Raw genomic sequence first — 12296 nt, forward strand, 5'->3', positions numbered from 1 at the left:
CGGAAGCCCGCGCCGGCACCATTTCACGTCTAAACCTGCGGCCGATTAGTTCGGCAGGGCGAAGACGGTCAGCTGGCCACCGAGGTTGGTGTACTGCGACAGAGCCGCGTAGCCACCCACCGCGCCGAGGCCGGCGTTCGGGTCGGTCAGGCCGGCCGCAAGGCCGATACCCGCCCAGCCGCCGACGCCCGAGAGGACGCCCACGTACTGCTTGCCCTTGTGCTGGTAGGTCATCACGTTGCCGATGATGCCCGACGGGGTCTTGAACTTGAACAGCTCCTTGCCGGTCTTGTCGTCGACCGCCTTCAGGTAGCCCTCAAGCGTTCCGTAGAACACCACGTCGCCGGCGGTGGCCAGAGCACCGGACCACACCGAGAACTGCTCGGGGTCGGACCACTTGATCTTGCCGTTGACGCCATCCCAAGCGATGAAGTTGCCCATGCCGCCATGCGAGTTCGGGGCCGGGTACATCGAGAGGGTCGCACCGACATAGGGCTGGCCCGGGGTGTAGGTCACCCGGAACGGCTCGTAGTCCATGCAGACGTGGTTGGTGGGCACGTAGAACAGCTGGGTCTTCGGCGAGTAGGCCGCAGGCTGCTGATCCTTGGTACCAAGCGCCGCCGGGCAGATGCCCTTGGAGTTGGTGTCCTCACCGTTCTGCTCGGTCGAGTACTTGGACACGACCAGCGGACGGCCGTAGGTCTTCGACCCCTTGTCCATGTCGACCTTGGTCGCCCAGTTGACGGCCGGATCGAACTTCTCGGCGACCAGGAGGCTGCCGTCCGCGCGGTTCAGCGTGTAGCCGAAGCCATTGCGGTCGAAGTGGGTCAGGAGCGGCTGCTCCTTGCCGTCGATCTTCTGATCCGTGAGGATCATCTCGTTGATGCCGTCATAGTCCCACTCGTCGTGGGGGGTCATCTGGTAGACCCACTTGGCGACGCCGGTATCCGGGTTACGCGCCCAGATGGTCATCGACCAGCGGTTGTCGCCCGGACGCTGCTTGGGATTCCAGGTCGAGGGGTTGCCCGAGCCGTAGTACATCAGGTCGAGCTTGGGATCGTAGGAGAACCAGCCCCAGGTGCAGCCGCCGCCGGTCTTCCACTGATCGCCTTCCCAGGTCTTCAGCGAAGAGTCCTTGCCGACGGGCTTGCCGAGGTAGGTGGTCTTCTCCGGGTCGATCAGCATCTGATCGTCCGGGCCCTCGGAGTAGCCGCGCCACACCTTCTTGCCGGTCTTCAGGTCGTAGGCGGTGACGTGGCACTGCACGCCGAACTCGCCGCCCGAGATGCCGACGATGACCTTGTCCTTGATCGGAATGACCGTCGCGGTGTTGGTCTCGCCCTTCTTCGGGTCGCCGTTCACGACCGACCAGTTGACCTTGCCGGTCTTGGCGTCGAGCGACACGAGGGTGGTGTCGGCCTGGTGCAGGAGGATGGCGCCGTCGGCATAGGCCAGGCCACGGTTGACCGTGTCACAGCACATGACCGGGATCACGGACGGATCCTGCTTCGGCTCATACTTCCAGATGATCTTCGCCTCGTGGTCGAGGTCGAGGGCGTACACGATGTTCGGGAACGGCGTGTGCACGTACATGACGTTGCCGACGACGAGCGGGGAGCCCTCGTGGCCACGCAGAACGCCGGTCGAGAAGGTCCAGGCAACCTGGAGGTTCTTCACGTTCGACGCGTTGATCTGGTCGAGCTTCGAATAGCGGGTGTTGGCGTAGTCAACCGTCTGAAGCACCTGCTCCGCCGGGTTGGCGATGCCCTTCAGAACGCTTTCGTTGGCCAGCGCTGGCGCGGCGATGGCCGCGACACCCGCGCCAAGCGCAAGGAGATGTACCGCTTTCATGGGTTCCTCCGACAAGTCTTTGAGCGTTCTTGCGACACACTGAGAGAAGGATGTCGCGCGGACTCCGACCTGACTGTTTGCGACAGGGATGGACGCCTCGGTAGCGGGCTTCATCGACTTCAGAAGATCTTCAGATCCCTTAGCCAGGAACCACCATCCCTGAGGTGGCCCCCTCGAAACCGAGGCTTGCCGGGACCTTAAGAGATTTTTGAGCGCCGTCAACTCGCCGTTTGACGGCTGTCTACACAGGGTGAAAGCTTCTTCGCAGGTAACAAAAGCCGGCTGATCGTCATCGAGCCGCAAAATGAAATGGTGCGGTGCACAATCGATCAGCCTTTGTTAAGCGGGTGTCTCACGGGAACGTGAGGCCAGCACATGCAGACCTTGCAATTGAGGAAGCGTTGCTGGGGAATCTCATGCGCTTCGTGCGGGTTTAGCCACCGCCAAGTTTCGATGCCGCGCCACGGGTTCCCGCGTTCGGATTGCAGCGCGGCATGGATATCCTGGGTAAAAACCAGTTGATTTCCGATCTTATCGGTGTGCGCCCCGTCGCCGCACACCGCTGTGAGTGAGGCACTACCAGCTGGCTGCCGATGACGCGCGACAAATTGCCAGATCGTCCCAAACGCCGTTCTGAACCGGCTGCCACCCGGACTTTGGATAGCTGGGGTCTGAGTCGGTGCTGGACTTTCGACACGACACCGTACGTGCGGATCGGCGCCGCGCCGTCAGAGCGGTCCGACGGGTCCGGTGCTCTCGAACTCAGCGGTGTCGCCGACCAGGTCGGTGAGCGAGATGTTGAGGCGCCGACCATTGGCCAAGCGAAGTTCCGCATCCGGCTCAAGCCAGATCGGCCGCAGGTTGGCACAGCTGCCGTGGAGGTTTCCGTAGGCGACTACATCATTCCCGCGTCGCTCGACGACGATGCGGTAGCGCACCCGGACCGAGGCGCAGCCTTCCGCCGAGACGAGTCCGCGGCCTGTGAGCGTCTTCAGGACTTCGTTCGGCTCGAACATACGCGGGACGCACGGACGGGATTAACTGGCAACCTCATTGCCACTTAATCCCGCGCACTGGGCAAGTCACGCCCCGGCTTGCATGATGATGGTGTATGGCGGGCTTATCGCTCGGTTGTCTCGAGGTTCGGCGCCTGCGGATCGAGCGTCCGCACCACGATACGGCCGGCCTCGACGGATAGCGCCAAGCGGCCCTGCTTCAGCGCCAGGGCCTTCTCGCCGAAAAGGGTTCGCCGCCAGCCTTCCAGCGCAGGAACCTCGGCTGTGTCATCGTCCGCGACGGCTTCCAGATCGTCGACCGTGGCAATAATTTTGGGGGCGACCCCCTCGGCCTCGCATACCGCTTTCAGCAACACCTTGAGCAACTCGACGATGGCGCCGTTGCCGCCGCTGCGGCGCAGCCGCTCCGGCATGCGGATGTCGCTCGTGTCGCGTGAAAGGCCGCGTTCCACGGCAGCGAGGATCTCGGCGCCCGTACGCGAGCGCTCGAAGCCTGCCGGGATCGTGCGCAGGCGGCCGAGCGATTCGGCATTTCGCGGCGCAGCCGAGGCGATGTCGATCACCGCCTCATCCTTCAGGACTCGTCCGCGTGGGACATTGCGCGTCTGCGCTTCGCCTTCGCGCCAGGCGGCAACCTCCATCAGGACGGCGATTTCCCGGGGCTTGCGCATGCGGCCCGAAAGGCGCCGCCACGCCTGGGACGGATGGGCTTGGTAGGTCTCGGGCGATGTCAGCACCGCCATCTCCTCGTCGAGCCACGCGCCGCGATCCGTTCGTAGCAGCTCGGCGACCAGAACCTCATAGACCGTCACGAGATGTGTCACGTCCGACAGGGCGTAGGTGAGCTGCGCCTCCGACAGAGGCCGCCGCGACCAGTCGGTGAACCGGGACGACTTGTCGATCTTGGCCTTGGCAACGTCGTTGACGAGCTGTTCGTAGGAAACGGAATCGCCGTAGCCGCACACCATGGCGGCGACCTGTGTGTCGAAGAACGGGTGCGGCAGGATTCCACCGAGCAGCCAGACGATCTCGAGATCCTGGCGGGCGGAGTGAAAAACCTTCACGGTTCGCGTATCCGCCATCAGGTCGATAAACGGCTGCAGATCGATCCCCGGCGCCAGTGGGTCCACGAGAACGGCTGTCCCGTCCGGAGCCGCCATCTGGATCAGGCAAAGCTTCGGGTAGTAGGTCGTCTCCCGCATAAACTCCGTGTCCACGGTCACGAAGGGTTGCGTGGCCAGACGCGTGCAGATGTCCCGGAGCGTGTCGGTCGAAGAAATCAGATCCATGGATCGGCTATACGCAACCGATGCGATGCTGGGGAGAGAAACGGGCGTGGCTCCGCACTTTTCCCGTGTGTTGTGTCACTGAAACGCTTCGGTCGCGCGCCGGGTCGCGGCCTTACGGCGCGCCTGAGCCTGTCGCCGGATCCGGACGGCGTTCGCCCGGCGCTGCGCTTCGGCGCGTCCGAGCAGCTGATCAAGGATACCGGTCTCGATGCGCTCACCGGTGGCGCCGTCGATGAGGCGGCGGATCCGGTCGACACGGAAACCACGATAGAGGCCGCGCCGCGCATCGATGCCGCCGAGAAGCGTCCGGCCAGGCCCGAGCTTGAGTTCCCTGGCCTGCAAGGAGCGGTTGCTCCACACGCCCGTCGCATCCTCGTAGACGAGGTCGAAATGACCGTCGAGCGGCAGCGTCCGCCACGCATTCGCTGGCCGATCCAGGGGCGCAACGGCGCCCATTGCCGAGGGGTAAAAAGCCTTTTCGCTCATGGGCATCATATGGGGATTGGCGGTCCGATCCGGTAGTCCGGAGGCATTTGTGAGCACCGTTTGCGGAGGCATTCGGTACCCGGTGCCCGAGCGGACCGCGCTTGACTTGGGGGGCCTCGCGTGAATGGTGCCGGCCTTCCCATAGAAGAAGCCCGTCATGCACCGTTACCGTTCCCACACCTGCGGGGCGCTCCGCCCGTCCGATGTCGGACAGTCCGTCCGCCTCTCAGGCTGGTGTCACCGCATCCGCGACCATGGCGGCGTGCTCTTCATCGATCTGCGCGACCATTACGGGCTCACGCAATGCGTGGTCGATTCCGACTCGCCGGCCTTCAAGGCCGCCGAGGTCGTCCGCTCGGAATGGGTCGTGCGGATCGACGGCCGCGTGCGCACCCGCCCCGCCGGCACCGAGAACCCCGAGCTGCCGACCGGCGCGGTCGAGGTCTATATCGATGACCTGGAGGTGCTGGGTCCGGCGGGCGAGCTGCCGCTGCCCGTCTTCGGCGACTTGGAGTATCCGGAGGAGACGCGGCTGCGCTACCGCTTCCTCGATCTGCGGCGGGAGAAGCTGCACGCCAACATCATGAAGCGCGGCGCGATCATCGACTCGCTCCGCCGCCGGATGCGCGAGGGCGGCTTTTTCGAGTTTCAGACGCCCATTCTGACGGCCTCCTCGCCCGAGGGCGCCCGCGACTATCTCGTGCCGTCGCGCGTCCATCCCGGCAAATTCTACGCGCTGCCGCAGGCGCCGCAGCAGTTCAAGCAGCTCACGATGATCGCGGGCTTCGACCGCTACTTCCAGATCGCCCCCTGCTTCCGCGACGAGGACGCCCGCGCCGACCGCTCGCCGGGCGAGTTCTACCAGCTCGACATCGAGATGAGCTTCGTCACCCAGGAGGACGTGTTCCAAGCGGTGGAGCCGGTCCTGCGCGGGGTGTTCGAGGAATTCGCCGCGGGCAAGCGCGTCACCAAGGAGTTCCCGCGGATCACCTATGCGGATTCGATGCTCAAGTACGGCGTCGACAAGCCGGACCTGCGCAACCCGCTGATCATCGCCGACGTCACCGACCTGTTCGCCCGCGAGGACGTGGCGTTCAAGGCGTTCAAGGGCGTGATCGCCTCCGGCGGCGTCGTCCGTGCCATCCCGGCGACTGGCGCGGCGGCGCAGTCGCGCTCGTTCTTCGACAGGCTCAACGACTGGGCCCGCTCCGAGGGGGCGCCCGGCCTCGGCTACGTCGTGTTCGAAGAGGAGAACGGCCAGCTCTCCGGCAAGGGGCCGATCGCCAAGTTCATCCCGGCCGAGGTCCAGGCGCTGATCGCCGAGCGCGCTGGGGCGAAGGCGGGTGACGCGGTGTTCTTCTCCGCCGGCGTCGAAGGCAAGGCGGCCGGACTCGCCGGCAAGGCGCGCATCCGCATCGGCGACGAGCTGGGCCTGTGCGACAAGGACCAGTACGCCTTCTGCTGGATCACCGACTTCCCGATGTACGAGTGGAGCGAGGAGGAGAAGCGCATCGACTTCTCCCACAACCCGTTCTCGATGCCGAACATCGACCGCGAGGAATTTTTGGCGCTCGACCTCGAGGCCCTGGCCTCCGAGGACGAGAATGGCGCCAACACCAAGAAAATCCTCGGGATCAAGGCGTTTCAGTACGACATCGTGTGCAACGGGATCGAGCTGTCGTCCGGCGCGATCCGGAACCACCGCCCCGACGTGATGGAGAAGGCCTTCGCCATCGCGGGCTACGGCCGCGAGGTGCTTGAGGAGAAGTTCGGCGGCATGCTGAATGCGCTCCGCATGGGCGCCCCGCCGCACGGTGGCATCGCGCCGGGTGTCGACCGCATCGTCATGCTCCTGTGCGACGAGCCGAACATCCGCGAGGTGGTGCTGTTCCCGATGAACCAGCGCGCCGAGGATCTGATGATGGGCGCGCCCGCCGAGGCGACGCCCAAGCAGCTCCGTGAGCTGCACATCCGCCTCAACCTGCCCGAGAAGAAGGCCTAAGCCCGGCCGCGCAGTGCCACGCCTCGTCGCCATCGTCGTCGCGCACGACAGCGCCGAGGTGCTGCCCGCCTGCCTCGCGGCGCTCGCCGGTCAGCACGTGCCGGCGATCGTCGTGGACAATGCCAGCCGGGATGCCTCCGCTGCCGTGGCGGAGGCGGCCGGCGCGCGGGTGATCCGCAACGCCCGCAACGAGGGCTACGGCCGCGCCAACAACCGGGGCGTCCAAGCCGCCGAGACGGCGGAGCACGTCCTCATCGTCAACCCGGACGTGATCCTGGGTCCGGGTGCGGTGGATGCCCTTCTGGCAGCGGCACGGTCCTGGCCGGATGCGGGCCTGCTGGCGCCGCGCATTGTGGAGCCCGACGGGCGCTTCTTCTTCCAGGCGCGCTCGCTGCTCGCACCCTATCTGACCAATCCCGGCGGTCGCCTCGCGCTGCCGCAGGGCGATGCCTGCGCGCCGTTCCTCTCCGGGGCCTGCCTGATGATGCCGCGCCGCCTGTTCCTGGATCTCGGCGGCTTCGACGAGCGCATCTTCCTGTTCTACGAGGATGACGATCTCTGCCGGCGCGTCGCCGATGCCGGCCGGGCGTTGGTCCACGTCCACGCCGCCGAGGCGCTGCACGGCCGCGGCCGCTCCTCGGCGCCCGAGCGGGGCCGCGTGTTCCGCACCCGCTGGCATCAGGCGTGGTCGCGGGCCTATGTCAGCCGCAAATACGGCCTGCCGGACCCGAGCCTTGCGACCCTGCTGACCAACCTGCCGAAGGCGCTGCTCTCGGCCCTGGTGCTGCGCCGGAGCGGGCTGGAGCGCTACGGCGGTTCGGCGGCCGGCGCCCTCGCCTTCCTGCGCGGCCGGACCGCCCTCGCCCGCGAGGGCCTGCCCGGATGAGCGCCCCGACCATCGCCGACGCCCTCGGTCGCGGACGCAACGGCTTCACCGGCCTGCGGCTGGCCCTGGCGCTCGCCGTGGTGGTGTCCCACGCCTTCAGCGTGACTACCGGCGCCGCCGGCGACGAGCCCCTGGCCCGGCTCACCGGCTACACGCTGGGCGAGCACGCGGTGAACGGCTTCTTCGCCGTATCGGGCTTCCTCGTGACCATGAGCTGCGACCGGCGCGGGATCCTGGACTACGCCCTTGCCCGAACCTTGCGGATCCTACCGGGGCTCGTGGCCGCGACCCTCGTCGTGTCGCTGGGTCTCGGTGCGGCGATGACCCGCCTGCCCGTCTCCGAGTATCTGCGCGAGCCGGGCTTGTGGTCGTTCATCAGCGGGACGCTGACGACCTTCAAGAGCAACGCCGCCCTCCCCGGGGTGTTCGAGGCCAACCCCTACCGGGCGCCCCTCGGCACGGTCTGGACGCTGAAATACGAGGTGCTGTGCTATCTCGGCGTCCTGGTTGCCGCGCTGTGCGGCTTTCTCCGGCGGCGCTGGTCGGCCCTTGTGATTGTAGCGGGGCTCGCGCTGGCGCTCACGATCGTGGGCGGCCTGCGGGGTTCCGACCTGCCCAAGGGCACCGAGACCGCGCTACGCCTGCCCCTAATCTTCGCGGCCGGTGCGTGTCTCTATCTCTGGCGCGAGCGTCTGCGGATCTCCGGCGCCGCCCTCGCCTGCCTCGCCTTCGCGGCCTTCGTCCTCGCGCGGACGCCGGCCTACCCCGCCCTGCTGTTCCTGGCGGAGGCCTACGGCGTGGTCTGGCTCGCCCTCGGGCCGTTGGGGCGCGGATTGTTTGATCCGCCGGCGGACCTGTCCTACGGGATCTACCTCTACGGCTGGCCGATACAGCAGAGTCTGCACGCCCTGTGGCCGCAGATGTCCGGACCCGCACTGCTGGCCCCGGCCCTCGCGGTGACGCTGCCGGTGGCAGCCCTCTCTTGGTACGGGATCGAGCGGCCGGCCCTGGCTCTCAAGGCGCGGGCGCTCGGACGGCGACGCCTGGGCACGATCGAGCCGGCGGGGCCGTGAGCGCAAACGGGCCACCGCCGCCGCCGAAGGCATTGGCCCTGGCCGCTCGCTTGCTGGAGGCCCAGGGCTTCACGGTCGTCGCGCGCAACGAGCGCGGCGACAGCCTCTATCTCAGGCCGGCCGACTGCCCGTGGCACCTCCGCCTGTCGAACCACGCCCGCACCGCCAAACAGCGCGCCCGGCGCACCGACATCCTGGCGAGCCTCGTCATCGACGGGCCGCGCTCTGCGGAACGGATCGAGGCGCTGGTCGCAGATGCGGTGCGCAACTTCCGGGCCTCGCTCGCCCGAAAGGCCGATCAGGCCTCGGAATCGGGTTCGCGCAGGTAGGGCTCCACCGGGCCCTTCAGCTTCACCGTCATCGGGTTGCCGGCGCGGTCGAGGGTCTTGCCGGCCGAGAGGCGCACCCAGCCCTCGCTCACGCAATACTCCTCGACATTGGTCTTCTCGACGCCCTTAAAGCGGATGCCGACGCCGCGCTCCAGCAGCGCCGCGTCATAGTAGGGGCTGTCCGGGTTGACCGAGAGGCGGTCGGGCAGCGCGAGGTCGGACATGGTCGGGCTCCGGATTCGGCGTGAGCGGCGAAGATGGGCCGCGGATTACGCAATCCCCCGTCCCGCCGCAACGGCGGCCGCGATCAGGGCCGCCACGTCGGCGCTCTGCAGCAGCGGCACGAGCCGCGTCACATCCGCATGCGGCAGGTCCCACCACGCCGCCGCCACCAGGGACTCCACGGTCGCCGGGTCGAACCGGTGCCGCACCACCCGGGCCGGGTTGCCCGCCACCACCGCGTAGGGCGGGACATCGCGGGTCACCACGGCGCGCGCCGCCACCACGGCCCCGTGCCCGATCGTGACGCCCGAGAGGATCATGCAGCCCGAGCCCAGCCAGACATCGTGCCCGATCACCACGTCGCCCCGGGACGCGTGGAAATCCTCCGGCGCCCGCGCATCCGGGAACAGCCCGCGCATCGCGGCGAACGGGTAGGTCGACACCCAGTCCAGCCGGTGGTCGCCGCCGAGCAGGATCTCGACCTTGTCGGCGATGGAACAATAGCGGCCGATCGTCAGCCGCCGCCCGCTCTCGGGGAACCGCACCTTTGGACGGCCGTACGAGTACGCGCCTATGGAGAAGCCGTAGGCCCTCGCCAGCGTGGCGAGATGGATCCGGGTCTCGTTGTGCGGGTTGCGCCCCCTGCGTAGCCGGTGCAACAGACCGATCAAGACGCGAGCCCGCGCGATGCGCGATCGCGTCGTCCTCGGTGAAAAAGGTGAGCGGGAGCGTGGGCGATGGCCGATAACATGTCCGAGGACCTCAAGGCCGGGGCGCTCGTCTACCACCGCCTGCCTAAGCCCGGAAAGCTCGAGATCCAGGCAACGAAGCCGCTCGGGAACCAGCGCGACCTCGCGTTGGCCTACTCGCCCGGCGTCGCCGCCGCCTGCATGGCGATCCACGACGACCCGCAGCAGGCCGCCGACCTCACGATCCGCCAGAACCTCGTGGCGGTGCTCACCAACGGCACGGCCGTGCTCGGCCTCGGCGATATCGGCCCGCTCGCCTCGAAGCCCGTGATGGAGGGCAAGGCGGTCCTGTTCAAGAAATTCGCCGGCATCGACGTCTTTGACATCGAGGTCGACCAGAAGGACGTGTCGAAGCTCGTCGATGTCGTCTGCGCCCTGGAGCCGACCTTCGGCGGCATCAACCTGGAGGACATCAAGGCGCCCGAGTGCTTCGAGGTCGAGGAGCAGTGCCGGGCCCGGATGAACATCCCGGTTTTCCACGACGACCAGCACGGCACCGCGATCATCGTGGCGGCGGCCGTCCTCAACGGGCTGGAACTCGCCGGCAAGAACCTGTCCAACGTCCGGATCGTCACATCCGGTGCCGGTGCGGCGGCGCTCGCCTGCCTCAACCTCCTCGTGTCGCTCGGCGCCACCCGCGAGAACATCACGGTCACCGACATCAAGGGCGTGGTCTACAAGGGCCGTCCGGAGCTGATGGACCGCTGGAAGGACGTCTACGCCCAGGAGACCGACAAGCGCACCCTCGCCGAGGTGATTCCCGGTGCCGACGTGTTCATCGGCCTCTCGGCCGGCGGCGTGCTGAAGCCCGAGTACCTGAAGGAGATGGCCGAGAAGCCGCTGATCATGGCGCTCGCCAATCCCTATCCGGAGATCATGCCGGATCTGGCCGAGAAGGAGCGGCCGGACGCGATGATCTGTACCGGCCGGTCGGACTTCCCGAACCAGGTCAACAACGTCCTGTGCTTCCCCTACATCTTCCGTGGCGCGTTGGATGTCGGCGCCCACAAGATCAACGAGGAGATGAAGAAGGCGGCCGTGAAGGCGATCGCCGGCCTCGCCCACGAGACCACCTCGGACGTCGTCGCCCGCGCCTATGGCGGCGAGGCGCGGCCGTTCGGACCGAAATCGCTGATCCCGAGCCCGTTCGATCCGCGGCTGATCCTGCGCATCGCCCCGGCGGTCGCCCAGGCCGCGATGGATTCCGGCGTCGCCGGCCGGCCGCTCACGGATCTCGACGCCTATGTCGAGAGCCTCGACCGGTTCGTGCACCGGTCCGGCCTGATCATGAAGCCGCTCTTCTCCAAGGCGAAGGAAGCGCCCAAGCGGGTGATCTACGCCGAGGGCGAGGACGAGCGGGTCCTGCGCGCCGTTCAGGCGATCGTCGAGGACAAGGTCGCGTTCCCGATCCTGGTCGGACGTCCGCGCGTGGTCGAGACGAGGCTCAAGCGCTTCGGCCTGTCGATCGAGCACGGCCGCGACTTCGAATTGATCGATCCCGAGGATGATCCGCGCTACCGCGCCTACGTGCAGACCTATCTCGATGTCGCGGGCCGGCGCGGCATCACGCCGGACGCGGCGCGCACGCTGGTGCGCACTAACAGCACGGTGATCGGCGCCATTGCGGTCCGCCGCGGCGAGGCCGACGCGCTGATCTGCGGCCTGGAGGGCCGGTTCGAGACGCGGCTGCGTATCATCCGCGACGTGATCGGGCTCGCGCCGGGCGTCGAGCAATGCGCCGCCATGAGCCTCGTGGTGACCCATACGGGGGCCTACTTCCTGGCCGACACCCATGTCCGGCCGAACCCCACCGCGGAGGAGATCGCCGACGTGGCCCAGGCCTGCGCCGGCCATGTCAGCCGCTTCGGGATGACGCCGAAGATTGCGCTCTTGAGCCACTCGGACTTCGGCCAGTCGGATTCGGCCTCCGCCATGAAGATGCGCGATGCCCTCGCGCTCTTGCAGAAGCGCGACCCTGACCTGATGGTCGACGGTGAGATGCAGGCGGATTCGGCGCTCTCCGAGATGGTCCGCGACCGGGTGCTGCCGGGTTCTCGCCTGAAGGGCTCGGCGAACGTCCTGATCTTCCCGAACCTCGATGCGGCCAACATCGCGTTCCAGTTCGCGAAGGTGATGGCGGACGCCCTGCCGGTCGGCCCCCTGCTGATCGGGCCGGCCAAGCCCGCACACATCCTCACGCCGTCGGTGACGGCCCGGGGCATCGTCAACGTGACGGCGGCCGCTGTGGTGGAGGCGCAGGCCGACGAGGCGCCGCCGAAGGCCGAGGAGCCGGGTGTCGGGATGGTCTCGGAGTAAGGATCCCCCACGGCGGCCGCGAGCGTGGCCGTCGAATTGCTTGGCTGTGTCCGGGGAAACGCAACCACCGGACGCAG

The 12296-nt window shown here is 67.4% G+C and carries 11 protein-coding genes; 5 read left to right on the top strand and 6 right to left on the bottom strand.

The window, feature by feature from the left end:
• Window positions 1-45 precede the first annotated feature (45 nt).
• The 4 genes from xoxF1 to BLQ49_RS04110 all read right to left on the bottom strand — a co-directional run bounded on the left by xoxF1 (window position 46) and on the right by BLQ49_RS04110 (window position 4612).
• A complete protein-coding gene (gene xoxF1, locus BLQ49_RS04095) occupies window positions 46-1851 on the bottom strand; it encodes a lanthanide-dependent methanol dehydrogenase XoxF1 (protein ID WP_091713529.1) in 1806 nt (601 codons plus the stop codon).
• Window positions 1852-2579: 728 nt separating this feature from the next.
• Entirely contained in the window at window positions 2580-2867 is a 288-nt protein-coding gene (locus BLQ49_RS04100) for a hypothetical protein (protein WP_091713530.1), read from the bottom strand.
• Between the two features lie 104 nt (window positions 2868-2971).
• On the bottom strand, window positions 2972-4156 hold the full coding sequence (gene rnd / locus BLQ49_RS04105) for a ribonuclease D (protein ID WP_091713532.1): 1185 nt from the start codon (window positions 4154-4156) through the stop codon (window positions 2972-2974).
• A 75-nt stretch (window positions 4157-4231) separates the two neighbouring features.
• The gene (locus BLQ49_RS04110; protein WP_091713900.1) at window positions 4232-4612 is read right to left on the bottom strand and encodes a hypothetical protein; all 381 of its coding nucleotides are present in this window, start codon (window positions 4610-4612) and stop codon (window positions 4232-4234) included.
• A gap of 187 nt (window positions 4613-4799) precedes the next feature.
• Between BLQ49_RS04110 and aspS the strand changes: the two genes are divergently transcribed.
• From aspS to BLQ49_RS04130, 4 genes are read left to right on the top strand one after another with little or no spacing between them, the layout of a single operon-like run.
• Window positions 4800-6644 carry an aspartate--tRNA ligase gene (gene aspS, locus BLQ49_RS04115; RefSeq protein ID WP_091713534.1) on the top strand — a complete coding sequence of 615 codons (1845 nt, stop codon included), beginning with the start codon at window positions 4800-4802 and terminating at the stop codon, window positions 6642-6644.
• Window positions 6645-6657: 13 nt separating this feature from the next.
• Window positions 6658-7530, top strand: coding sequence for a glycosyltransferase family 2 protein (locus BLQ49_RS04120; RefSeq protein WP_091713535.1), 873 nt, complete (start codon window positions 6658-6660; stop codon window positions 7528-7530).
• Complete coding sequence (locus tag BLQ49_RS04125; protein WP_091713537.1) at window positions 7527-8603, top strand: acyltransferase family protein; 1077 nt, start codon at window positions 7527-7529, stop codon at window positions 8601-8603. The genes BLQ49_RS04120 and BLQ49_RS04125 overlap by 4 nt, the downstream gene beginning before the upstream one ends.
• Window positions 8600-8932: a hypothetical protein gene (locus BLQ49_RS04130; RefSeq protein WP_091713539.1), complete on the top strand. Its 333-nt coding sequence runs from the start codon at window positions 8600-8602 to the stop codon at window positions 8930-8932. Before BLQ49_RS04125 ends, BLQ49_RS04130 begins: the two co-directional genes overlap by 4 nt.
• On the opposite strand, the gene BLQ49_RS04135 is transcribed toward BLQ49_RS04130, so the two are convergent.
• On the bottom strand, window positions 8902-9156 hold the full coding sequence (locus BLQ49_RS04135) for a DUF3297 family protein (RefSeq protein WP_091713540.1): 255 nt from the start codon (window positions 9154-9156) through the stop codon (window positions 8902-8904). The two genes, BLQ49_RS04130 and BLQ49_RS04135, sit on opposite strands and share 31 nt — an antisense overlap.
• A gap of 45 nt (window positions 9157-9201) precedes the next feature.
• On the bottom strand, window positions 9202-9813 hold the full coding sequence (locus BLQ49_RS04140) for a CatB-related O-acetyltransferase (RefSeq protein WP_091713901.1): 612 nt from the start codon (window positions 9811-9813) through the stop codon (window positions 9202-9204).
• Window positions 9814-9891: 78 nt separating this feature from the next.
• Between BLQ49_RS04140 and BLQ49_RS04145 the strand changes: the two genes are divergently transcribed.
• Window positions 9892-12219, top strand: a complete 2328-nt coding sequence (locus BLQ49_RS04145; RefSeq protein WP_091713542.1) for an NADP-dependent malic enzyme — start codon at window positions 9892-9894, stop codon at window positions 12217-12219.
• Window positions 12220-12296 lie beyond the last annotated feature (77 nt).

Source organism: Methylobacterium phyllostachyos, from assembly GCF_900103445.1.
Lineage (GTDB): Bacteria > Pseudomonadota > Alphaproteobacteria > Rhizobiales > Beijerinckiaceae > Methylobacterium > Methylobacterium phyllostachyos.

Bases quoted from the DNA above. Each gene is read 5' to 3' on its own strand.
- aspS (WP_091713534.1), top strand. From the start codon at position 4,800: ATGCACCGTTACCGTTCCCACACCTGCGGGGCGCTCCGCCCGTCCGAT.
- BLQ49_RS04145 (WP_091713542.1), top strand. From the start codon at position 9,892: ATGGCCGATAACATGTCCGAGGACCTCAAGGCCGGGGCGCTCGTCTAC.
- rnd (WP_091713532.1), bottom strand. From the start codon at position 4,156: ATGGATCTGATTTCTTCGACCGACACGCTCCGGGACATCTGCACGCGT.
- BLQ49_RS04135 (WP_091713540.1), bottom strand. From the start codon at position 9,156: ATGTCCGACCTCGCGCTGCCCGACCGCCTCTCGGTCAACCCGGACAGC.
- BLQ49_RS04125 (WP_091713537.1), top strand. From the start codon at position 7,527: ATGAGCGCCCCGACCATCGCCGACGCCCTCGGTCGCGGACGCAACGGC.
- xoxF1 (WP_091713529.1), bottom strand. From the start codon at position 1,851: ATGAAAGCGGTACATCTCCTTGCGCTTGGCGCGGGTGTCGCGGCCATC.
- BLQ49_RS04100 (WP_091713530.1), bottom strand. From the start codon at position 2,867: ATGTTCGAGCCGAACGAAGTCCTGAAGACGCTCACAGGCCGCGGACTC.
- BLQ49_RS04110 (WP_091713900.1), bottom strand. From the start codon at position 4,612: ATGGGCGCCGTTGCGCCCCTGGATCGGCCAGCGAATGCGTGGCGGACG.